Origin of the sequence: Williamsia muralis NBRC 105860 (assembly GCF_001598915.1) — a bacterium.
In the GTDB taxonomy this organism is placed as follows: Bacteria; Actinomycetota; Actinomycetes; order Mycobacteriales; family Mycobacteriaceae; genus Williamsia; species Williamsia muralis.
This window is the reverse complement of sequence record NZ_BDAP01000004.1, coordinates 200,014-221,062: the sequence shown is the minus strand read 5'-3', so window position 1 is coordinate 221,062 and position 21,049 is coordinate 200,014. Positions and strand designations below refer to the sequence as shown.

Here is a 21,049-nt window from a genome sequence, read left to right as displayed (position 1 = left end):
CGTTCGAGCAGTCGTCAGTCGGCGGGCACGAGCGGTAGACGGATCCGGATCCGGCATCCCTCGGGGTCGTCGACCACACCGATGTCGCCGGCGTGCAGTGTGATCACCCACTGGGCGATGGCCAGACCCAGACCTGTTCCGCCGTCGCGTGATCCGCCTCGACTGAACCGCTCGAAGATGCGCAGTCGCTCGGCGGGCGCGATACCCGGGCCCTGGTCGGCCACGTCGATGACAACCACCTCGCTCTCCGGCCAGGCACTGACCTCCACGACGCCGCCGGGCGGGGAGTGGCGGGCCGCGTTGTCGAGGAGATTGGCGAGCACCTGGTGCAGACGGCCCTCGTCGGCGTGGACGTGGAGCGCCGCCGCGACGTCGATCGCAAACGAGATGTCGCCCGGTGAGCGGAGCCGGCATTCGGCGACGGCTGTCTCGGCGAAGCATGCGAGATCGATGCGCTGGTGGTCGAGCTGGGCGACCCCGCCTTCGATCCGGGACAGGTCCAGCAACTCGGTGATCAGCCGTCCCAGCCGGTCCGTCTGCGAGAGCGCCAGTTCGAGGGTCTCCTGGTCCGGCGTCCGCACGCCGTCGACCATGTTCTCCAGCACTGCGTGCAGTGCGGCGACCGGTGTCCGCAACTCGTGGGCGACATTTCCGATGACCTCGCGGCGATAGCGGTCCTCGCCGGCGAGGTCATCGGCCATCTGATTGAAAGCCGTTGCCAGCGTGCCGATCTCGTCGCGGGACGTCGCTCGCACGCGGGCGGTGTAGTCGCCGCGGGACATCCGGCGCACCGCCCCCGTCATCTCGCGCAGCGGAGACGTCATCCCGTGGGCGAGCACAAACGTGACGACTATCGCGACGAGCAGTGCCATCAGCAAGGCGTAGCGGAACTGCCACTGCGCGGTGATCCAGAACGACACGCTGGAGGTGAACAGTGCGCAACCGACCACAACCGCGGTCTTGAACTTGAACGAGTGCAGCGGGTCCAGCGGCCGGGGCAGCATCACGGAGGTCCCTCGGTTCCCGACACCGCGCGGACCTCGAGCGCGTAGCCGATGCCGTGCACGGTCCGGATCCGAGACGACCCCACCTTCTTGCGGAGGGAACGGATGTGGCTGTCGACCGTGCGGGTCTCTCCGGCGGCGGGCCAGTGCCAGACCGCGTCGAGCAACTGTTCACGACTGAGCACGGCGCCGGGGTGGCGGAGCAGGAACGCCAGGAGGTCGAACTCGGTGCGGGTGAGATGCACCTCTTGCCCTTCGACCGTCACCTGCCGGGCGGCCTCGTCGATGCGCAGACCGTCCCTCGCCTCGTCGGCCGGATCCGCCGCCGCGGGCTCGGCCGCAGAGTCGGTGAACGGGCCGTAGCGTTCGGCACGTCGGAGCAGGGCGCGGGTGCGCGCCACGAGCTCACGCATCGAGAACGGCTTGGCCAGGTAGTCGTCGGCGCCCACTCCCAGTCCGATGACGAGGTCGGTCTCGCCGGAGCGGGCGGTGAGCATCAGTACCGGGGTCGCCGAATGTGACTGGATGCGCCGGCAGACCTCGAGGCCGTCCATCCCAGGAAGCATCAGATCGAGGATCACCGCGTCCGGATTGGTGCTGCGATGGGCGTCGATGGCAGCAGGCCCCGTGTCGGCCGTGGTCACCGCGAAGCCCTCCGCGCCAAGGCGGTCCGCGATCGACTGACGGATCAGTGGCTCGTCGTCGACGACCAGCACCGATGGCGTCCGCGGGTGTGGGGTCATGACTGCGACGGTAGTGCTCCGATGTCCGCACCCTGCGCAGATGTTGTGAAGAGTCTGCGAAGGTTTTGTGCGGAGAATGCGCGGTCGTGACGGCAGGGTCGTGACCTGGGCCGGGGCAATTTGGACCTGGGCCGGATCTATTGCATACTTGTCGGGTTGCCTTGATCGGCAGCGCGGCCCTGTATGTCTGTCGTCTGAGCGTGCGAACGTTCAGACCAGGTAACAGGCCCCCGTCGATCAGAGAGCATCACCGGACGAACTAAGCGGTCACGAACTGGTTCGAGCTTCCGTTGTGGTGCACAACAAGCAAGTACGACCCGCGTCCACCTGGACGCACACCGGCACCACGGGTTCTGCGCATGCGCAGAGGTATGTGTAGCGATTGCGACACGCCCGACTGCGTGGACCGGACGGGCCTGCGGAAGCAGGCACTGAACAACGACAGATGAACAGCGTCGATCACCACCGCAAGGTTCTGGTCACGGGGATGCGACTACACAGTTGCGTCGTTCGAGGTGTTCATCTGTGCAGCCGAAATTGACGGAAGAGGACACAGCGTGGCGGGACAAAAGATCCGCATCCGGCTCAAGGCCTACGACCATGAGGCGATCGACGCGTCGGCGCGCAAGATCGTGGAGACCGTGACCCGTACGGGTGCACGTGTGGTCGGCCCTGTGCCGTTGCCCACCGAAAAGAACGTGTATTGCGTCATCCGCTCGCCGCACAAGTACAAGGACTCGCGCGAGCATTTCGAGATGCGTACACACAAGCGACTGATCGACATCCTCGACCCGACGCCGAAGACCGTTGACGCCTTGATGCGCATCGATCTGCCGGCGAGCGTCGACGTCAACATCCAGTGAGTGGCGGGAATCATCAGATGACTCAAAGAAATGTGAAGGGAATCCTGGGCACGAAGCTCGGGATGACCCAGGTCTTCGACGAAGACAACCGGGTGATCCCGGTGACCGTCGTCAAGGCCGGACCCAACGTGGTCACCCAGATCCGCACCGAAGAGACCGACGGTTACACCGCCGTGCAGCTCGCCTACGGTGCCATCGACCCGCGCAAGGTCACCAAGCCTGTCGCCGGTCAGTTCGCCAAGGCCGGGGTCACCCCGCGCAGGCACCTGACCGAGATCCGCGTCCACGACGTGTCCGACTACACCGTCGGACAGGAACTGACCGCCGAGATCTTCGCCGACGGAGCACTGGTCGACGTGACCGGGACCTCCAAGGGCAAGGGCTTCGCCGGTGTAATGAAGCGCCACGGCTTCAAGGGCCTGGGCGCCAGCCACGGCGTGCACCGCGTGCACCGCTCGCCGGGATCCATCGGCGGTTGCGCCACTCCCGGTCGCGTGTTCAAGGGCATGCGGATGGCCGGCCGGATGGGCAACGACAAGGTCACCACTCAGAACCTCAAGGTTCACAAGGTGGATGCCGAATCAGGCCTGCTGCTGATCAAGGGAGCAATCCCCGGTCGCAAGGGCGCTGTTGTCATCGTTCGTGACGCAATGAAGGGCGGTGCGTAGCCGATGAGTGTCAACACTGAAAAGCAGCAGACCCGCACGGTCGACGTGAAGGCCTTCGGTGGCAAGACCGACGGCACCGTCGAGTTGCCGGCCGAAATCTTCGATGCTCCGGCGAACATCTCGCTGATGCACCAGGTCGTCGTCGCGCAGCAGGGTGCCGCCCGTCAGGGCACGCACTCCACCAAGACTCGTGCCGAGGTTCGCGGTGGTGGCGCAAAGCCGTACCGCCAGAAGGGAACCGGCCGGGCTCGTCAGGGTTCGACCCGGGCGCCGCAGTTCGTCGGTGGTGGAACCGTTCACGGACCACAGCCGCGTGACTACAGCCAGCGCACCCCCAAGAAGATGAAGGCCGCCGCCCTGCGCGGAGCCCTCTCGGACCGGGCCCGCAACGAGCGCATCCACGTGATCACCGAATTGGTCGCCGGACAGGATCCGTCGACCAAGACGGCTCGTCAGTTCCTCGCGGAACTGTCGGATCGCCGCAAGTTCCTGTTGGTCGTCGGACGTGAAGACGTCGCCGCATGGAAGAGCGTGCAGAACCTGCAGCATGTTCTGCCCATCGCACCCGACCAGCTGAACACCTACGACGTGCTCGATGCCGACGAGGTCGTGTTCAGCCGTGAGGCACTCGGCGTCTTCATCGACGGCGCCAAAAAAGATGAGAAGGAGGCCTGAGAAACATGACAGTTCAGGCAAACCCCCGCGACATCATCCTGGCGCCGGTCATCTCCGAGAAGTCCTACGGACTGATCGAGGACAACGTGTACACGTTCTTCGTGCATCCGGAGTCGAACAAGACCCAGATCAAGATCGCCATCGAAGAGATCTTCGGCGTGCAGGTCTCGAGCGTGAACACCGCCAACCGTCAGGGCAAGCGCAAGCGCACCCGCTTCGGCTACGGCAAGCGCAAGGACACCAAGCGCGCGATCGTGACACTGACCGCAGACAGCAAGCCCATCGAGATCTTCGGAGGCCCGGTCGGCTGACGCCGCTCGGACTCCACCGAAGAAGTAGAGGACAAGAAGACTCATGGCTATTCGTAAGTACAAGCCGACGACCCCCGGTCGTCGTGGCGCTTCCGGCGCGGACTTCTCCGAAGTCACTCGTGACACCCCGGAGAAGTCGCTGGTTCGTCCGCTGCATGGTCGCGGTGGACGAAATGCCCACGGCCGCATCACAACCCGTCACAAGGGTGGTGGCCACAAGCGTGCCTACCGTCTGATCGACTTCCGTCGCCACGACAAGGACGGCATCAACGCCAAGGTCGCTCACATCGAGTACGACCCGAACCGCACTGCGCGGATCGCGTTGCTGCACTACGTCGACGGTGAGAAGCGGTACATCATCGCGCCCAAGGGACTCAAGCAGCACGACGTGGTGGAAAGCGGTCCGACCGCCGACATCAAGCCGGGCAACAACCTCCCGATGCGCAACATCCCGACCGGTACCCAGATCCACGCTGTGGAGCTGCGTCCCGGTGGCGGCGCCAAGATGGCTCGTAGCGCCGGTGCCTCGATCCAGTTGCTCGGTAAGGAAGGCCCCTACGCCACGCTGCGTATGCCTTCCGGTGAAATCCGTCGTGTCGACGTGCGCTGCCGCGCCACCGTCGGCGAGGTCGGCAACGCCGAGCAGAGCAACATCAACTGGGGCAAGGCCGGCCGTATGCGTTGGAAGGGCAAGCGCCCGACCGTCCGTGGTGTCGTGATGAACCCGGTCGACCACCCGCACGGTGGCGGCGAGGGCAAGACCTCCGGTGGTCGCCACCCGGTCAGCCCGTGGGGTAAGCCCGAGGGCCGTACCCGCAAGAACAAGGCCAGCGACAAGCTGATCGTCCGTCGCCGGCGCACCGGCAAGAACAAGCGATAACAGGAGGGAGTTAGAGAATGCCACGCAGCCTCAAGAAGGGCCCCTTCGTCGACGACCACCTGTTGAGCAAGGTCGACGTTCAGAACGAAAAGGGCACCAAGCAGGTCATCAAGACCTGGTCCCGTCGGTCCACCATCATTCCGGACTTCATCGGTCACACCTTCGCCGTCCACGACGGCCGCAAGCATGTGCCGGTGTTCGTCTCGGAGTCCATGGTCGGTCACAAGCTCGGCGAGTTCGCGCCGACGCGCACCTTCAAGGGACACATCAAAGACGACCGGAAAGCGAAGCGTCGGTAGATGAGTACTGAAACAACCAATCCGACCGCCAAGGCGACCGCGAAGTTCGTGCGTGTCACGCCGATGAAGGCGCGTCGTGTCATCGACCTGGTCCGCGGCAAGAACGTGGACGAGGCCCTCGACATCCTGCAGTTCGCGCCCCATGCTGCGAGCGAGCCGGTTGCCAAGGTGCTCGCCAGCGCCGTGGCCAACGCGGAGAACAACCTCGACCTCGACCGTCGCACCCTCGTGGTGTCGCAGGCGTTCGCCGACGAGGGTCCGACCATGAAGCGGTTCCGTCCGCGCGCCCAGGGGCGTGCCTTCCGGATCCGTAAGCGGACCAGCCACATCACCGTCGTGGTGGAAAGCATCGCCAGGAGCGACGCGGCCGCCGGCCGCAATCGCCGGAAGGGAGCTCAGTAGTGGGCCAGAAGATCAACCCGCATGGCTTCCGTCTCGGTATCACCACGGACTGGAAGTCCCGGTGGTACGCAGACAAGCAGTATGCGGAATACGTCAAAGAGGATGTCGCCATCCGCAAGCTCCTGGCCACCGGCCTCGAGCGCGCCGGCATCGCCAAGGTGGAGATCGAGCGCACCCGTGACCGGGTTCGCGTCGACATCCACACCGCCCGTCCGGGCATCGTCATCGGTCGCCGCGGCGCCGAGGCCGACCGGATCCGTGGCGACCTGGAGAAGCTGACCGGCAAGCAGGTCCAGCTGAACATCCTCGAGGTCAAGAACGCCGAGTCGGAAGCTCAGCTGGTGGCACAGGGTGTCGCCGAGCAGCTCAGCAACCGCGTGGCTTTCCGCCGGGCGATGCGTAAGGCCATCCAGTCGGCCATGCGTCAGCCCAACGTCAAGGGAATCCGGGTCCAGTGCTCGGGTCGCCTCGGCGGTGCGGAGATGAGCCGCAGCGAGTTCTACCGCGAAGGTCGGGTGCCGCTGCACACGCTGCGCGCAGACATCGACTACGGCCTCTACGAGGCCAAGACAACCTTCGGCCGTATCGGCGTGAAGGTGTGGATCTACAAGGGCGACATCGTCGGTGGCAAGCGCGAGGCACTCTCCTCGTCGGCTGCTCCGGCTGAAGATCGTCGTCCGCGTCGTCCGGCCCGCCCGAAGCGGAGCGGTTCGTCGGGTACCACAGCGACCAGCACCGAAGCTGGACGTGCGGCCACCGCGACCGCAGATGCGCCTGCGGCTGTCGACGCTCCAGCGACAACGCCTGCCCCCGCGCAGGCCGAGAACCAGGAGGGCTGAGGCATGTTGATCCCTCGTCGGGTCAAACACCGCAAGCAGCACCACCCCAGCCTGAAAGGTCAGGCCAAGGGCGGCACCAAGGTGACGTTCGGTGACTACGGCATCCAGGCACTGGAGAGCGCGTACATCACCAACCGTCAGATCGAGTCAGCTCGTATCGCGATCAACCGGCACATCAAGCGTGGCGGCAAGGTGTGGATCAACATCTTCCCCGACCGCCCGTTGACGAAGAAGCCCGCCGAGACCCGCATGGGTTCCGGTAAGGGTTCGCCCGAGTGGTGGGTCGCGCCGGTCAAGCCGGGTCGCGTGCTGTTCGAGATGAGCTACCCCAATGAGGAGACCGCTCGCGAGGCCCTGCGTCGCGCGCAGCACAAGCTCCCGATCAAGACCCGCATCGTGACCAGGGAGGAGCAGTTCTGATGTCTGTCGGAATCGCCGCCGCCGAGCTCCGCGAGCTCAGTGACGAAGAACTGGTCGAACGTTTGCGTGAGTCGAAGGAAGAGCTGTTCAACCTTCGGTTCCAGATGGCCACCGGCCAGCTCGACAACAACCGCCGGCTGCGTACCGTGCGTCGCGAGATCGCGCGCGTGTACACCGTCATGCGGGAGCGCGAGCTCGGCCTGGCCTCAGGACCCGAAGCCGAGAGCGGTGACGACGCATGAGCGAGGACCAAAAAGTGACTGAAACGTCCACCACCGAGGAGCGTGCACGCCGCAAAGAGCGGATCGGGTACGTCGTCTCGGACAAGATGCAGAAGACCATCGTGGTCGAGCTGGAAGATCGTGTGAAGCACCCGCTTTACGGCAAGATCATCCGCACCACCAGCAAGGTCAAGGCTCACGACGAGAACGAGACCGCCGGCATCGGCGACCGCGTTCGCCTGATGGAGACCCGCCCGACCAGTGCCACCAAGCGCTGGCGTCTGGTCGAGGTCCTTGAGAAGGCCAAGTAAGCCAAGCAGTTTCACGAAAGCGGCCCGTCCCTTTGTTGGGGCGGGCCGCTTTTGGTTGGTTGTTCACCGACAACGTCCCCGTGACTGTGTGCCGGGGGCATAGTGCCCTCCGTGCGTGTCGACGGGGACGTTGTTGGTGAGTTTCCGCGGATGCCGAGTATCAAACTGACGCCCACGTTTGTGCCCCACGCCCGTGTTCGAACAGGGGCGCGACGCTCAGAAGCGGGCGCGACCCCGTTACTGCCTGCTGAGCGCGAGCACTTCTTCATCTGACAGCGGCGACGACGGGTGGTAGCTCAGACAAAGGGGTGTGTTCACCTTCTGGAAAGTGCCCCCGTCTGGTGCGACGTAGAACTCTCCGGTACCGAGTCGTCCGATGTCGGTGATCCGGGTTCCCTTGGCACCAGCCATGTCAGCGGCTGCCGCGATCTGTGCTGGACTGCTCAGTCTGCCGAAGAACTGCGTGGACGCATTGCCGACGATTTTGTTCTCGACACCTTTGGGGGACTGGGTCGCGAATACCAGGCCTAAGCCGTATTTTCGGGCCTGTGATGCCAGAGCGATCGTGCTCTGTGTGCACGCGGTTACCCTGCCTGCCGGGACAAGAGTCTGTGCCTCGTCCATAACGAATAATCCGCCCAGTGGCCGATCGCCCGCCGGGTTCTTCTTGATCCAAGCGAAGAGTGCCAACTCGAGCTGATTAACAAAACTTTGTCGTTGTGATTCGTCGGGAATGCCGATGAGGCTGACGACGGAGATGCGCGCGCGTTTTCCTGACGCCGGTGTCAGCAATACCGCAGGGTCGATTGCTGTGCCCTCGCCGCCCAGCATTGGATTGTTGATCATCGCCGCCCGCAAGTGCTCTGCCATCGGCTGAGCCAGTCTGGCGGCACCGGTAAGGATGCTCATGTCGTCGGTGAAGTCTGCCAGGAACTCGACATAGGTCGACAGCGAGCCACTCGATTGCCGCCCGTATTGCGCCATGGATTCGCGGAGGACTGCCTCCTGGAGTTTGGCCCGGGTGCCGCCAACACCTGCGTGCGTCTTCAGCGCCGACACGGCGGCTTCCACTGCGAGTTCGAACTCGTCGTGGTTGTCACGTACGGCGGCGAAGTCGGGAAGGGGTTGAAAACTCAATGGCCGCCCGGATGTTCGTCGCGGCGTCCAAATGACAGTTTCGACGCTCGCGACGTACTCAGCTGCCTTGGCCGCGTCGTCGCCGGTCCAACCGGCGGGCGGGTCGGGCCACGCGGTACCGAGTCTGGCCAGGTCGTTGTTCGGATCCAATACGATCGCCGAAACGCCCTGCAGTGCGCACTCTTCGATGAGTCGCCTGATCATCACTGTCTTGCCTGACCCGGATCCGGCAAAGATGGCTGTGTGCTTGCGGAGTGCTTCGAGGTCGACTGTCGCTTCTCGACCTGACCGCGCGACGCCAAGCCGAATGCTTGTGGAAGCCGGCGCCACAGGAGATTTGGCCGCAGGTTTGTCGTCGGCCGGTTGATCGCGAACGACAGGGATCTCTGTGGTCGTTGCAGCAGACGCCTGAGGAGTCGGCGGAGCGGGGTGCGTCTGCTGATCGTGTGAAGGTGATTCGGCTGCGAGGTTTCCCGAAACATGCCGTTCCGGGAAAGCGCCGGCGGGGGCGGGCAGTGTTGTTGCCACGACCACTTCGGGTTCGCTCCCCGCGTCACCGAGGGCGGTACTTAGAATTTCGATGTCGTGGGCAGGGCGGCGGTCGCGCAGCCAGGTGTCGAAGCCGACCGGCGATTTCTTTGTCATCTCGTTGAGAGCGCTGAGTTTCGCGATGTCATCTGACGACAACGCGAGCACCTCGCCGCCGTTGGCGGTGAACTCGTTGACCATGTCTGCGGTCAGTTGCCCGCTCGGCCAATCGTTGTTGCGCAGTATGAACAACTGCCGGCGCGGAACGGACGCGGACAGACCCGCGTGGATCGCGGCATGGCGCAGACGCGACTGCACCGAACGAGCGTTGGTCGCTGCGATCGCACGGAATGCCCAGTGCTGTTCGTCGTCGGTGTCGGAATCCAGGGTCTGGCGAAGTCGGGCATGGAGTCTGAACCCTCCGCCGATGTTGTCGAGTGTCAAAGCGTCAGAATCGGATTCGACGATCCACGCTCGCAAACCAGCGTTCAGCAAGACCGGAACTACATCATCTTCCTTCTTCGGGTCCAGTGCGGGTGCGGTGAGTGCGTTGCTAATGTGGCGCTGATAGGTCTCATCGAGATTGGCGGCAGGTCCCTTGTCCGCGTCGATGGTTTTCGGCGTGGACGGAGCATTGGTGACGCTTGCCGGCTGGTCGACCAGCGACTCGAGTTCCGTTGCTTCGTCGGCGTCGAGGCAGTCATTGATGTGTCGGTCTACTCGCTTGATCAGCAGTCGGGCATTGAGTTGCGACGCTGCGGCAAACGCCTCATCCCTGACAGGCCAGGTCGGGTAGGGCGGCGTGAAACCTGAAGTCGCAAAGGCTTTTGTCAATCGCCGTTCGACAAGCGTACGAGCAAGGGTGCCGCTCGGAAGGCCTTCGAGCCTGAAGTTGGCCCGGAATCGGTCGGGCACTGACGCAGTTGCACGTGTCTCTATGACCGTCCAAACGGACGGTAGGCAGGAAACTACACACACCGTGCGGAGAAGCACTTCACGGACAGACATCAGGCCGTGGGCCAGTAGGTCGACCACGGTATTGGCGTAGGAGTCGGAACCACCTTCGATGTCGGTGCCGGATTGAGCCTGAGCGATCAGGGTGTCGATCTGGTCAATGGCGAGAACCGTCGGCCCGGTTGCTGACATGAACTCCGAGATGGCGCGAACGGTTTGATCATGCGGTAACGCCCGCGGCGGCAAGTGCCACGCGGCACGTTCAGCTGGGTCGATCTCTTGGATGTTGTTCTCGAGGTACGCGATACCCAGGTCGTTTAGGCGTGAATCCGGTGCTGCGGTCAGCACCAGCGCTCGCAGGATCGCGTGATGGCCGCGGATCAGGGCAGGGAGAGGCTTACGTAGACCGTTGACGAACTCATCGAGCACCTCGGGGGTGACAGTGGTCTCGCCGGAGATTGCACGACGTCCAGCGCGTGTGGTGGCAGCCAGGTCGGCGAGACGCCGCATCACCTCGTGGAGCTGAGTCTTGTCCACCGGCGGGTTGATCTGCCGATTCAGCGAATCAAGCACGGAGCTGAGCAGAGTTCGCCAAAAGTCGCTCGGGTCAAGCAAATCGAGCATGACGAAGTATCCCTGCTGCTTCTGCACGTATTCGCGAAGCTCGCCCAGGAGGTGTGTTTTGCCCGTCCCCGCCGGACCCTGCAGCACCACTCCGAGTGGGCTCGGGCCGCGACTGTCCCTCGCGTCGGCGATGGCGCGTTCGATAACTCTCCATGCGTTGGCGTGGAGGCCGTCAACGTGGATGTCATTGTGAGAGATCCACACGTCGTCTCGGGTGTAGGCGGAGTTCGAGAAACCGCTCCGAGCGGTTGCAAGGGCTTCGAGCGGGGATGTTGTCACACGGGCTCCACGTAGATGAGGTGTTTGTTCTGACCGCCGATCGACACCGCGGCGGCGCGATCGTCCGGAGTGAGCGATTTCTGGTTCTCTTCAGGGATCAGCGTGATTCCCGGTCGGGTGTAGAGCGATATCAGGGCCGCGTCGAGGTCGGGCCGATCGACCTCGCTCAGTGCCGGACGTAGTCGGCGGAGAGACACCCATGCACCTGGCTTCACTGCCAGAGATCGATACGCCTCGATGACCCGTGCCTCGACATCGTTCTCCACACCGTCCGACTTCGATGGAATCGGTGTCGTCTGAACAGTGTTTCCGACCGCCTCGACGGCTTCAGCTGCCGGCACAAAGACATCCGCCAGCCGGAGGTCCTCTCGAGCAAAGTGGCGACCCAGACCGGCCAGCACGGTGAAGAGCGCTTTGCCTTGGGGAGTTGTACCCGCCGGCGGCTGTGCCCCGAGTAAATCGTTGGCCTGGGCCCATCCCCGGTCCGACAGGGAATGCCGGTGGGGCACCTTGGAAGTGTCGCTGTCGATCAAACCCAGGCTGTTGAGCTTACGGCGGGAGTCGGCGCGGAGTTCTGGTCCCCGTTCTTTGATCTCTTTATTGGTGAGGGCGTCGGCCTCGGCCATCAGAACAAATAGGACAATCATCTCCGTACCAGTGAGGTCCGAAGTGGTCACGGAAGCTCCTTTGCAGCGAGGCGGCGGTTGTGCAGCTTCTCGATTATGGCGGCAACCCAGGCGGTGTCGCTCAGCACCTGATCGTTGGTAAAGCGGAGCACCATGTACCCGGCGAGCTGAAGAGTGATGTCGCGGCGCCGGTCGTCGGCGTATTTCGTCTTGGTTCGATGGTCGGCGCCGTCGATCTCGACTATTAGCGAAGCTTCATGCCACACGAGGTCAGCACGGACATATGGCTTCAGTGTGCCGGTGTCGACAGGTTGATTCCATCGGCGGGCGTGGGCCCATTGTTGTTGGGCCAGATACACTTCCAGTCGCAATTCGGCTTGACTGCCGGGATGGGGGCGACCGGACACGGCGGGATATGTGACGGTCGGGAGCGCCCACGGAAACTCCTCGCCGGTTTCGATGGCCAGCAGAGCCGGTTTTACCGCGATTGCTGGGTACCGGTCGACTTCCGACATTGTCCGACCAAGTAGCCATATGCCGACGTAGCTGCTCATCCAGTCACTCGCGGTCGCCAGATTTTGTTGTTGCGTGTAGGACAATTCCTCCTCTGCGTACAACGCAAGGACCAGGCGGTCGCGTGCAAAGCTGTCAGCTAGCACGCTCACGACGCCGGCCATTCGAACGGCCGGCGAATACCGTCGAGCGAAGTCCAGGAGGCCCTCGCCGACGTGGTGGGCAACGGCGTTTGTCGTCAGATCTACGAGGTACGGCCGGTAGTGCTGGCTCGCTTGAGAGAGCTCGACCGCCAGGGCTTGCGCGGCAACGCGATCGAGGGTGCCACCTCCGGGCCACGCCTCGGCGCTTGGCAGCCACGCTGGGTAGAGGGTGTGTGCGGTCGATTCGAGATCGGATAGCACCTCATCGACAATCGCGGAAGCTCCACCAGCGGTTGACAGGCGGAGTATCAAAACCGCCGGACCGTCGTCGGGCAGGTCATCGAGCGCAGTGGCCAACGATGGCGGCTCGACATTGACCAGGCGTGCGATCCCCGACGACGCAACAGCGGACCAGTCCATGCGTCAAAACGTATCTGCAGTAGCTCGAAAAAGCGCCCTGGCGCCCACGTTTGTGCCTCACGCCCATGTTTGGACATGGGCGCGACGTTTGAGGCCGGGCGCGAGCTACTTGCCGCCGATCACCACCGGCAGCAGGTTCCACGGGCGATCGGTGAGCCAGTCGATGACATTGGAGAGCCCAGGTGTCTCGTCGGCATCGAGGTCGTCGAGAAGCGGATCCCGTGTGGGGTCGTCCACGGACACACCGGCATTGGGCGAGGGTTCGTCGCACACGATCATCGTGTTGTCGGCTTCGCCCCATGCCTCCTCGAATTCGTCGAGTGGGACTTCCATGCGGTCGCCGTCGGGATGTCCTGGGTCGCTGAGGTAGACCACACCTTTGTCGGTGTCGATCTCGCTGATCACCACACAGTGATCGCCTCCCTGGTCGCGACCCGTGGCTTCGTCGCGCTCCTCCTGCTCCGGATCCCAGTACTCGCCGGAGTCGACGTACAGCATGACGCCGCGGCCCTCGTCCAGAGCTGTCGCGAGGTCGTCCATCGTGCCCGTCTCGACGGTGGCCGGGATGCCGTTCTGTTCGAGCAGGTCCGCCGCGGCGTAGATGGGCATGCCGTTCTCGATCTCGCCGTCGAGGAAGTAGCCGTTGTCCTGGGCCATCTCGACAAAGGCGTCTTCGCTCTGGATGTCCTCGCCGGTGTACTCCGCAACGATCTGGGCGACACTCGCCGGCACGCAAGTGCCGTTCACGGCTTGCTGGAACCAGTGTTCGGAGTATTCGTCGGCGTCGCCGCCGCCGACCCCGTCAGACGGTTCCGCGGGCTCGTCCGGCGGAGCCGCATCCTGATCGGGCCACAGTTCGCTCAGCACCGACTCGAGTTCGTCCAGTGCGCCGGAGTCGTCGGCCGCCGACGCTGTCGAGCTGTCCTGCGCGCTGTATTCGGCATCGCCTTCACCCATGGCCGTTCCCTTCGATCAGATCCGATGTCGATTGGATCGGCGTCAGGGCCCGAATGTTCCCGTGATGAGCGAACCCGGATTTCTCGAGCGTCCAGGAAGCTCACAGCCAGGTGCCAGAGTTCTACGAGTTCGCGTTTCTACCTTGTGAGGAGTCGGCCCGGGCAGAACAGGTCGGGCTTCAGAAAGGGAGGACAACATGCAGGTCAAGAAGGCGTTCACGCGGACGGTCGCCACGGGGGCAATCGGCCTGGCTTCGCTGGGAGTCGGTGGGGCAGTGGCCGAGGCGACAGCAGCGCCGGCGGCGACATCATCAACAACGACGCAGGACGGCCCCAACCGGACGACCTCATCGTCCCCGGGCGCGGTCAAACGCCCGGATCTTGCGGCATTCACCTTCCGCGGGCAGGAGGTCACCCCCGCCTACGACCGATACAAGCGTGGTTGGGGCTTCTGGTTCTTCGGCTTCTGGGTCCCGGTTGTTCTGTGACAACCGCTCGGCAGCCTCGGCCGGAGCGACGAAATAATTCGGACCACGGTCCGGTTATGATGATCGTAGCTTCTACCGAGGAGGTAGCCATGCAGTTCGGAATCTTCACCGTCGGCGATGTCACCGTCGACCCCACCACCGGTGTCGAACCCACCGAGAACGACCGGATCAAGGCCATGGTCGCGATCGCCAAAAAGGCGGAAGACGTCGGGCTCGACGTTTTCGCCACCGGCGAGCACCACAACAAGCCGTTCGTGCCCTCGTCTCCCACAACGATGCTCGGTTACATCGCAGCTCAGACCAAGACTCTGCAGCTGTCGACGTCGACCACACTGATCACCACCAACGACCCGGTGAAGATCGCCGAGGACTTCGCGATGTTGCAGCACCTGGCCGACGGTCGTGTCGATCTGATGCTGGGCCGCGGCAACACGGGCCCGGTCTATCCGTGGTTCGGCAAGGACATCCGTCAGGGCATCCCGCTCGCCATCGACAACTACCATCTGCTGCACCGACTCTGGAGCGAAGAGGTGGTGGACTGGCAGGGCAAGTTCCGTACGCCGCTCACCTCGTTCACCTCCACGCCGCGACCGCTCGACGGCGTCGCGCCATTCGTCTGGCACGGGTCGATCCGTAGCCCGGAGATCGCCGAGCAGGCCGCCTATTACGGGGACGGCTTCTTCGCCAACCACATCTTCTGGCCCAAGGAGCACTTCCAGCAGCTGATCGGTTTTTACCGCGAGCGTTACGAGCACTACGGCCACGGCACCGCGTCTCAGGCCGTCGTGGGACTGGGCGGGCAGTTCTTCATCCGCCCCAAGTCGCAGGATGCGGTCAACGAGTTCCGGCCGTACTTCGACAACGCGCCGGTCTACGGCCACGGCCCCTCGCTCGAGGAGTTCACTGAGGACACACCACTCACCGTCGGCAGCCCACAGCAGTTCGTGGACAAGACGCTGGGCTTCCGCGAGCACTTCGGCGACTACCAACGCCAGCTGTTCCTGGTCGACCATGCCGGACTGCCACTGAAAACCGTTCTGGAACAACTCGACCAACTCGGGGAGGTACTGCCGCAACTGCGGGCGGGATTCGCCGAGGGGCGCCCCTCGGATGTTCCGGACGCGCCCACCCATGCATCGCTGGTGGCTGCACGAAGCGCTGCGGTCACCGAGGTGGATACCGCCGAGGCGGAGGCGATCAGCCGATGAATCCGACTCGTGTGGTGGTCGTGAGTGCTGGGGCCGGCGAACCGTCGTCGACTCGGCTACTCGCCGACAGGCTCGCCGCTTCAGTTCAGGCGCAACGTGATTCGGTTGTGGTCGAGACCGTCGATCTGCGGGAGATCGCGGTGGACATCGCCCGGAGCATGATCGCCGGATTCCCGGTGGGTGCTGCGGATCCCGCGGTGAAGGCTGTTGTCGAATCCGATGCCGTCATCGCAGCGACGCCGGTGTTCAACGCGTCCTACAGCGGATTGTTCAAGTCGTTCTTCGACATCATCGACAAGAACAGCTTTGCCGGTAAGCCGGTGCTGATCGCTGCCACTGGTGGTAGTCCGCGACACTCGATGGTGCTCGATCACGCTGTGCGGCCGATGTTCTCGTATCTGCGCGCTGTGGTGGTCCCGACCGGTGTATATGCCGCGTCCGAGGATTGGGCGGGTACCTCCGGGGACACCGCCACGCTTGCCGACCGGGTGGATCGTGCCGCCGGAGAATTGGTGGCGCTGCTCGGCGGCACCCGTACGACGCCATCGCCTGTTGACGATGACGAAGCCGGCATCGCCAACTTCGCTCGGCTGCTGGGGGAGTCCTTCCACCAACCCAACTGATCGCGCGATCGGCCCACGGACACATTTCCCTGGCATCAGCGCCCCCGGCACCACTGCCGGGGGCGCCTTTGCGTCAGCGTGCTGGACACCGGATGTGCGAGGTCAGCGGTGGCCTTTTGATCGACACGGGCGATTCGATCGCGTCGGCGAATGGTGGACAAGTGCCGGAAATTGGGATCGGTAGCCGCTCGGCCGGGCTTTAGTTATCCCATGCCGGAGCCACACCGAAGGCGCCGCGCAACGAAAGGGAAGACCAATGAAACGAGTCCTCACAGCCACCCTCGGACTGATCGCCAGCGCAACCCTGCTGATGGCCTGCTCGGATGACAGCAGCAGCAACGCAGACAGCAGCCCCGCGGCCAACCCGGTCGCAACCAGCCAGTCGAACGGAACAGAGGTTTCCACCGGCGGCGACACCGAGGTCAAGGTGGAGGGCAAGGATCTCGCCGGCGTGGACCTCAACTCTGTGAGCTGCGTGAAGCAGGGCGGCAAGATCAACGTCGGCAGCGGCTCCACCGGTGGCCAGCAGGGCCTCGGCATCGTGATGACGGATGAGGCCACCCCGAAGGTCGAGTCGCTGGGACTGGTGGTCGACGGCAACGCACTGGCCGTGACCAACGGGATGGGGATGTCGGTCGGTTCGGCGAAGGTCTCGGTAGACGGTGACACCTACACCATCACCGGTGAGGCCGAAGGCGCTGACATGAAGAACCCGACGGCCGGAATGATCAAGAAGGAGTTCAGCATCAAGGTGAGCTGCAACTGATCTGAACCGGTGAGAAGCGGCGGACGTGCATCGCACGTCCGCCGCTTTCGTGTGTGCTACCCGTGTATGCGGTTGCCCGCTGGTCCGCGATCAATATGATGCAGCCATGTCGGTGGCCGGTGATCTCGAGCGTGCGCGCAACCTCGCCTGTGCCGACGACCACGCTGCCGCCCGCGATCTGTTGCTGTCGCTGATGCCGAAGATCGAACAGCTCGACCGAGACGATTTGATGCTCGAGGTGTTCGCCCAGCTCGGAACGATTTACCTGACCCGCGGCGCTCACGACGGGGTCGTGGAATGTGTCCGCAGGATTCGCGATTGCGTCGGTATCTATTCGGAGATCCTCGCCGGGAAGATGCCCGAAGCCGCGGCGCAGGTGACGATGTCACTCGACGACATCGCCCGGATGGTCGGCCGTTACACCGGGCGTGCCGATGTCCTCGACATCGGCCTGGCATTAGCTCGCGGTGACCACGACGAAGCGGCGCGGCGGCTTGCGCATCTCACCGGCAACGCCGTGGGCGAGCCCGATTCGGACCCCGACCACGGGTTCCATGTGGCACACGCACGCATCCTGTGCGCGATCGCGCTCGGTGATGTGGACGAGCACGTGGCTGCCGCGCCCCTGTGGGAACTCGGTCTCGAAGAGTTGGTCATCGTGCGACGAACCGCGTCGGAACCCGGCCCGCCCCCGCCGTCCGATGCCTGGAGCCGGCCGGGCTCGGTAGGTGCCGACCGGCTTGCGGTGGACGCTGGGATCGGCTACGGCAGATTCTGTGTGCAGACCGGACGGCTCGAGGAGGCCGGCTCGCATCTTCGTCGTGCGGGTGCGCTTGCGTCGCAACGCGGCTGGCCTCTGGCATCGGCGCGCAGCGAACTCGAACGTGCGGCTCTCGCCTGGGCTCGGTCCGACCATGCGGACACCGAACGCCTGGCCCAGGCGGCGTACCCGGTGTTGGCCACGTATGCGGTCGCCCATGACGTCTCCAGATGCTGGTTGTACCTGGGGCTCACCCGGATGGCCGCGGGCGAACTGCAGGCAGCCGACCACTGCTGGGAACAGGCGCAGCGGCACTGTGACGAATTGGGTATACCCCTGCATCGTCACCGGATTTTGATGCAGCGCAGTTGGATACCGGTGTTCCGTGGACAATTCGACCGCGCCCGGGAGATGGTCGGGCAGGCCCGGATGCTCCTGGACGCGACCACTCATGCGACCTGGCTGCACCACGCCCGCCTCGATGACCTCATGGGATCGATATGGCGAGCAGAGGCTCTCGCCGACATGGGTTTCGACGGCATCGGTGATCCGCTCGCCGACTGGAATTCGGTGGAGACGCGGGTTGCGATGTCGGAGGGCATCACCACGGCGGCCGACGGGTCGGCCGGCCATCTCTCGGCCCAGCCCAAATTCGAACAAGCCGCCGCGCTGAAGATACCCGCGGCGCTTGCGGTCGACAGTGTGCGGCATTCGATGCCCGACGCCGAGGCCCGTTCGCGCTGGGCCCAGTCGGTCTCGGCCCCGGTGATGGCCGGCGCCTTCGCTGTCGCGTGGGAATGGGACAACACCTCATTGGTCGCCGAGATGATCGAATACGTCAGTGCCCGGGGAACATTCGGCCTCGACCCGAGAGTGTCCGATGCTGTCGGCGGTGATTGGGCACTGACCGCGACGGGGGCCACACCGTTGCACTCCGTCGCTGATTCCGATGCCGGCATCGACGAGAACCGTGCGGTGGCTGCCGGGGCCACGACCACTGCGGTCACCGGCGGTTTGACCCGGCTGGGTCCGTTGCCCCCGCTGCAGATGGACCGCGGTGCCGGCGCGATCCTGGCGGAGTATCGACGGCTGGCCGCCGAACGCTACGGACGCACGGTCACGAGTGACGAGCCGATGTGGCCCACGTGGAGATGACCAGCGCGCCACCAACAAGATTGGTCCTGCGGTTTGCCGACGTGGGAGTTGCGACATACGCCAGCCTGCGGGTGGTGGGCGAGCCCGCACGCACCGTCACCTGGGTGGTGGAGGAGCCGTTTGTGGTGGCCGCGATCGAGCAGGTGGCCGATGCACTGCCCTCGCCGCGCGACGGCGAGACGATGGTGGATGCCCTTCGGCGGTCACTCCTGTCGGGCCCATTTTCCGATCCGTCGACCGAGTTGCGTGCGTCGTACCATCTCGGGCTGCTGTTGCTCTCACAACAGGCATGGTCTCTCTTGCTCGAATGTGTGGCGGCCGTTCGCCCGGTTCTGCATCTCACTCCCACGGCTCGGCTGGCACAGATCCCGTTCGCCCTGCTCGCGTTGCCATCGGTATATCCCACCGCCGACCAGTTGGTGCGTGCCAAGGCCGGGGCTGTGTTGGCCACCGGGGAGGTGCTTGCGCGACTGCCCTGGAAGGCAGACGATCTCACCGCGTACACCGAGGGTTATCGGTTGATGGAACTGGTGGATCTCGTGATGTCGCCCCCGGCGAACATCGTCAACGCCCCGAGACGCCCGGCGAGCTGGGAGGAGCGCCGCACCTCACCCCCGGTTCTCATCCTCGATCCCCGCGTGCCCGGGCAGACACCTTCCTCGCCTCTGGGTTCGGTGTTGGGCAGACCGTCGCCGGACAGCCTGGTGTCAGAACACTTCGCCGGCGCACTGGCGCGCCATACCGTGTATCCGCCGGTATCGGACACGGTGGAGTTGTTCCGGCGCCGCGACACGGACCGGAACTGGTTGTCGGTTGTGTTGCAGGACAAGCCGAGCAGGATGCTGTTCGTCGGTCATGCCAGTGCGGCCTCGAGCGAGGTGGGCTACGCCGAGCGGTCGGCGTTGCACCTGTCGTGCAGCGCTCTGCACCCCGGACTGGCGGATCCGGTGGGCAGCCATCGACCGTGGACGGCTGCCGACCTCCTCGCCGATACCGGGCGCTGGCCGATGCCTCCGCGAGTGGCCCTGGTGGCGTGCGCATCCGGCACCGATCACCGTTTCGACGAGCCGAACGGCTTGGTCGCGGCCATGATCCTGGCCGGATCGGAGCTGGTGACGGCGACGCTGTGGTCGTTGCCGACAACGGCCGGATATCGAAGCCTCGCCGACGGCGATACCGACGTCGATCCCATGGGGGAGTTGATCGCAGCTGTGGACAGCGCCCACGAGAGCGATGACCCGGTGGTGGTACTCGGTCGGTGGCAGCGTGCGCAGATGAGACGCTGGCGATCGGGGGATGTCACTGCGCACCCGGTGTTCTGGGCATCCGTGGTCACCTTCGCAGTGCCCGATCGCGGAGCGTGAGGTCGGCGCTGCACCGGCTCAACTGCGGGGGACACAGACCGCGACATGGGAGGAATCAGTGGAGCGGTAGTAGGTGTCGATGATGCTGCCGGGCTCGACCTTCGCCACGGAAGTGGCCGGGATGAACGTCACCTCGTGTGCGGGGAACTGGCCACCTTCGGGACGGTTGACGATCACGTCGAGCTCGACCTGACGGTAGTCCTCGCACACCCGGCCGGTCGGCTTCATGGCTGTCACCACCGCATGTGACTTGACGCCCCGCCGGATGAGGTCGAGTTTGTCCGCCGTGGTCAATCCCTTCCGGATCAGCGTGGTGTCGAAAGCCGCTCGCGCTGCGGTCATGTCGTCGGCCAGGATGACTTCGGACGGTCGCTGCGGGTCGAATCGGACGGCGAGCACCACACCCGGCCACAGGGTGGCTCGTGAGCCCTCCGCATCGAATCCGTGATGATTCAGATGTCCCCGAAAGTGCTGTCCGGACACCGTTTCGACGTCGACGATGATCGTGGGTGCCGCTTCCCCGTGGTCAACCCAGGCCCTGTCGCCAACCCGAGCCCTGTCACCGACCGGCGGCGCTTCCTCGACGGCATGGACTGTTGCGATGCCGATGCCCGGTTCGTCCAGAGGCACGGACTTCGGCTCGTGGTGGGAGCAACGGCTCATGCGGGACGACGGACGCATCTCGCCGACCGACACCAGAGCCGCGCCGGCGAGGGCAACGGCCCCGACCGAGAACACTGCGGCGCTCGGCAGGAGGAATGCAACGGTCGCGATCAGCGCGACCGTCGCGCACGACGCCAAGGTCGCCAGTGCGGGAGTCGAGATCGGACCAATTACGGGGCGGGGTGCTTGTTTCATGGATCAAGGGT

The 21,049-nt window shown here is 64.4% G+C and carries 24 protein-coding genes; 17 read left to right on the top strand and 7 right to left on the bottom strand.

Going from position 1 to position 21,049, the window contains the following annotated elements:
• Positions 1-14: 14 nt before the first annotated feature.
• Both WIMU1_RS16700 and WIMU1_RS16695 read right to left on the bottom strand, forming a co-directional pair.
• The gene (locus WIMU1_RS16700) at positions 15-1,004 is read right to left on the bottom strand and encodes a HAMP domain-containing sensor histidine kinase (protein WP_062798888.1); all 990 of its coding nucleotides are present in this window, start codon (positions 1,002-1,004) and stop codon (positions 15-17) included.
• On the bottom strand, positions 1,004-1,747 hold the full coding sequence (locus tag WIMU1_RS16695; RefSeq protein ID WP_062798886.1) for a response regulator transcription factor: 744 nt from the start codon (positions 1,745-1,747) through the stop codon (positions 1,004-1,006). The genes WIMU1_RS16700 and WIMU1_RS16695 overlap by 1 nt, the downstream gene beginning before the upstream one ends.
• Before the next feature lie 557 nt (positions 1,748-2,304).
• On the opposite strand from WIMU1_RS16695, the gene rpsJ reads away from it, so the two are divergent.
• From rpsJ to rpsQ, 11 genes are read left to right on the top strand one after another with little or no spacing between them, the layout of a single operon-like run.
• Entirely contained in the window at positions 2,305-2,610 is a 306-nt protein-coding gene (gene rpsJ / locus WIMU1_RS16685) for a 30S ribosomal protein S10 (RefSeq protein ID WP_003938093.1), read from the top strand.
• Positions 2,611-2,627: 17 nt separating this feature from the next.
• Complete coding sequence (gene rplC / locus WIMU1_RS16680; RefSeq protein WP_031331700.1) at positions 2,628-3,278, top strand: 50S ribosomal protein L3; 651 nt, start codon at positions 2,628-2,630, stop codon at positions 3,276-3,278.
• Between the two features lie 3 nt (positions 3,279-3,281).
• Complete coding sequence (gene rplD / locus WIMU1_RS16675; RefSeq protein ID WP_030164772.1) at positions 3,282-3,953, top strand: 50S ribosomal protein L4; 672 nt, start codon at positions 3,282-3,284, stop codon at positions 3,951-3,953.
• A gap of 5 nt (positions 3,954-3,958) precedes the next feature.
• The gene (gene rplW, locus WIMU1_RS16670) at positions 3,959-4,264 is read left to right on the top strand and encodes a 50S ribosomal protein L23 (RefSeq protein WP_023956032.1); all 306 of its coding nucleotides are present in this window, start codon (positions 3,959-3,961) and stop codon (positions 4,262-4,264) included.
• A 43-nt stretch (positions 4,265-4,307) separates the two neighbouring features.
• Complete coding sequence (gene rplB / locus WIMU1_RS16665) at positions 4,308-5,144, top strand: 50S ribosomal protein L2 (protein WP_023956030.1); 837 nt, start codon at positions 4,308-4,310, stop codon at positions 5,142-5,144.
• Positions 5,145-5,161: 17 nt separating this feature from the next.
• A complete protein-coding gene (rpsS, locus tag WIMU1_RS16660; RefSeq protein WP_030164768.1) occupies positions 5,162-5,443 on the top strand; it encodes a 30S ribosomal protein S19 in 282 nt (93 codons plus the stop codon).
• A complete protein-coding gene (rplV, locus tag WIMU1_RS16655) occupies positions 5,444-5,845 on the top strand; it encodes a 50S ribosomal protein L22 (RefSeq protein WP_062798884.1) in 402 nt (133 codons plus the stop codon).
• Positions 5,845-6,684 carry a 30S ribosomal protein S3 gene (rpsC, locus tag WIMU1_RS16650; RefSeq protein ID WP_023956022.1) on the top strand — a complete coding sequence of 280 codons (840 nt, stop codon included), beginning with the start codon at positions 5,845-5,847 and terminating at the stop codon, positions 6,682-6,684. Before rplV ends, rpsC begins: the two co-directional genes overlap by 1 nt.
• 3 nt (positions 6,685-6,687) lie before the next feature.
• Entirely contained in the window at positions 6,688-7,104 is a 417-nt protein-coding gene (rplP, locus tag WIMU1_RS16645; RefSeq protein ID WP_023956020.1) for a 50S ribosomal protein L16, read from the top strand.
• The gene (gene rpmC, locus WIMU1_RS16640) at positions 7,104-7,346 is read left to right on the top strand and encodes a 50S ribosomal protein L29 (RefSeq protein WP_023956018.1); all 243 of its coding nucleotides are present in this window, start codon (positions 7,104-7,106) and stop codon (positions 7,344-7,346) included. Before rplP ends, rpmC begins: the two co-directional genes overlap by 1 nt.
• Positions 7,343-7,636, top strand: coding sequence for a 30S ribosomal protein S17 (rpsQ, locus tag WIMU1_RS16635; protein ID WP_023956016.1), 294 nt, complete (start codon positions 7,343-7,345; stop codon positions 7,634-7,636). Before rpmC ends, rpsQ begins: the two co-directional genes overlap by 4 nt.
• Positions 7,637-7,873: 237 nt before the next feature.
• Here the strand turns inward: rpsQ and WIMU1_RS16630 are convergent, their stop codons facing one another.
• From WIMU1_RS16630 to WIMU1_RS16615, 4 genes are all read right to left on the bottom strand, one after another.
• Complete coding sequence (locus tag WIMU1_RS16630) at positions 7,874-11,158, bottom strand: helicase HerA domain-containing protein (RefSeq protein ID WP_062798882.1); 3,285 nt, start codon at positions 11,156-11,158, stop codon at positions 7,874-7,876.
• Positions 11,155-11,835 carry a hypothetical protein gene (locus WIMU1_RS16625; protein ID WP_245968948.1) on the bottom strand — a complete coding sequence of 227 codons (681 nt, stop codon included), beginning with the start codon at positions 11,833-11,835 and terminating at the stop codon, positions 11,155-11,157. Before WIMU1_RS16625 ends, WIMU1_RS16630 begins: the two co-directional genes overlap by 4 nt.
• Entirely contained in the window at positions 11,832-12,860 is a 1,029-nt protein-coding gene (locus WIMU1_RS16620) for an endonuclease domain-containing protein (protein ID WP_062798878.1), read from the bottom strand. The genes WIMU1_RS16625 and WIMU1_RS16620 overlap by 4 nt, the downstream gene beginning before the upstream one ends.
• A 105-nt stretch (positions 12,861-12,965) precedes the next feature.
• A complete protein-coding gene (locus WIMU1_RS16615; protein WP_062798877.1) occupies positions 12,966-13,817 on the bottom strand; it encodes a C39 family peptidase in 852 nt (283 codons plus the stop codon).
• 196 nt (positions 13,818-14,013) lie between these two features.
• Here WIMU1_RS16615 and WIMU1_RS16610 point away from each other — a divergent pair, with 196 nt between their 5' ends.
• From WIMU1_RS16610 to WIMU1_RS16585, 6 genes are all read left to right on the top strand, one after another.
• On the top strand, positions 14,014-14,304 hold the full coding sequence (locus tag WIMU1_RS16610; RefSeq protein ID WP_062798875.1) for a hypothetical protein: 291 nt from the start codon (positions 14,014-14,016) through the stop codon (positions 14,302-14,304).
• Positions 14,305-14,393: 89 nt separating this feature from the next.
• Positions 14,394-15,512: an LLM class flavin-dependent oxidoreductase gene (locus WIMU1_RS16605; RefSeq protein ID WP_062798873.1), complete on the top strand. Its 1,119-nt coding sequence runs from the start codon at positions 14,394-14,396 to the stop codon at positions 15,510-15,512.
• Complete coding sequence (locus WIMU1_RS16600; RefSeq protein WP_062798872.1) at positions 15,509-16,135, top strand: FMN reductase; 627 nt, start codon at positions 15,509-15,511, stop codon at positions 16,133-16,135. Before WIMU1_RS16605 ends, WIMU1_RS16600 begins: the two co-directional genes overlap by 4 nt.
• Before the next feature lie 256 nt (positions 16,136-16,391).
• On the top strand, positions 16,392-16,901 hold the full coding sequence (locus WIMU1_RS16595; RefSeq protein ID WP_023956006.1) for a lipoprotein LpqH: 510 nt from the start codon (positions 16,392-16,394) through the stop codon (positions 16,899-16,901).
• Positions 16,902-17,007: 106 nt separating this feature from the next.
• A complete protein-coding gene (locus WIMU1_RS16590) occupies positions 17,008-18,816 on the top strand; it encodes a hypothetical protein (RefSeq protein ID WP_062798870.1) in 1,809 nt (602 codons plus the stop codon).
• Positions 18,813-20,180 (top strand): CHAT domain-containing protein, encoded by a 1,368-nt coding sequence (locus WIMU1_RS16585; protein WP_062799210.1) that lies wholly within the window; start codon positions 18,813-18,815, stop codon positions 20,178-20,180. Before WIMU1_RS16590 ends, WIMU1_RS16585 begins: the two co-directional genes overlap by 4 nt.
• An 18-nt stretch (positions 20,181-20,198) precedes the next feature.
• On the opposite strand, the gene WIMU1_RS16580 is transcribed toward WIMU1_RS16585, so the two are convergent.
• Positions 20,199-21,038 carry a hypothetical protein gene (locus tag WIMU1_RS16580; RefSeq protein ID WP_062798868.1) on the bottom strand — a complete coding sequence of 280 codons (840 nt, stop codon included), beginning with the start codon at positions 21,036-21,038 and terminating at the stop codon, positions 20,199-20,201.
• Positions 21,039-21,049 lie beyond the last annotated feature (11 nt).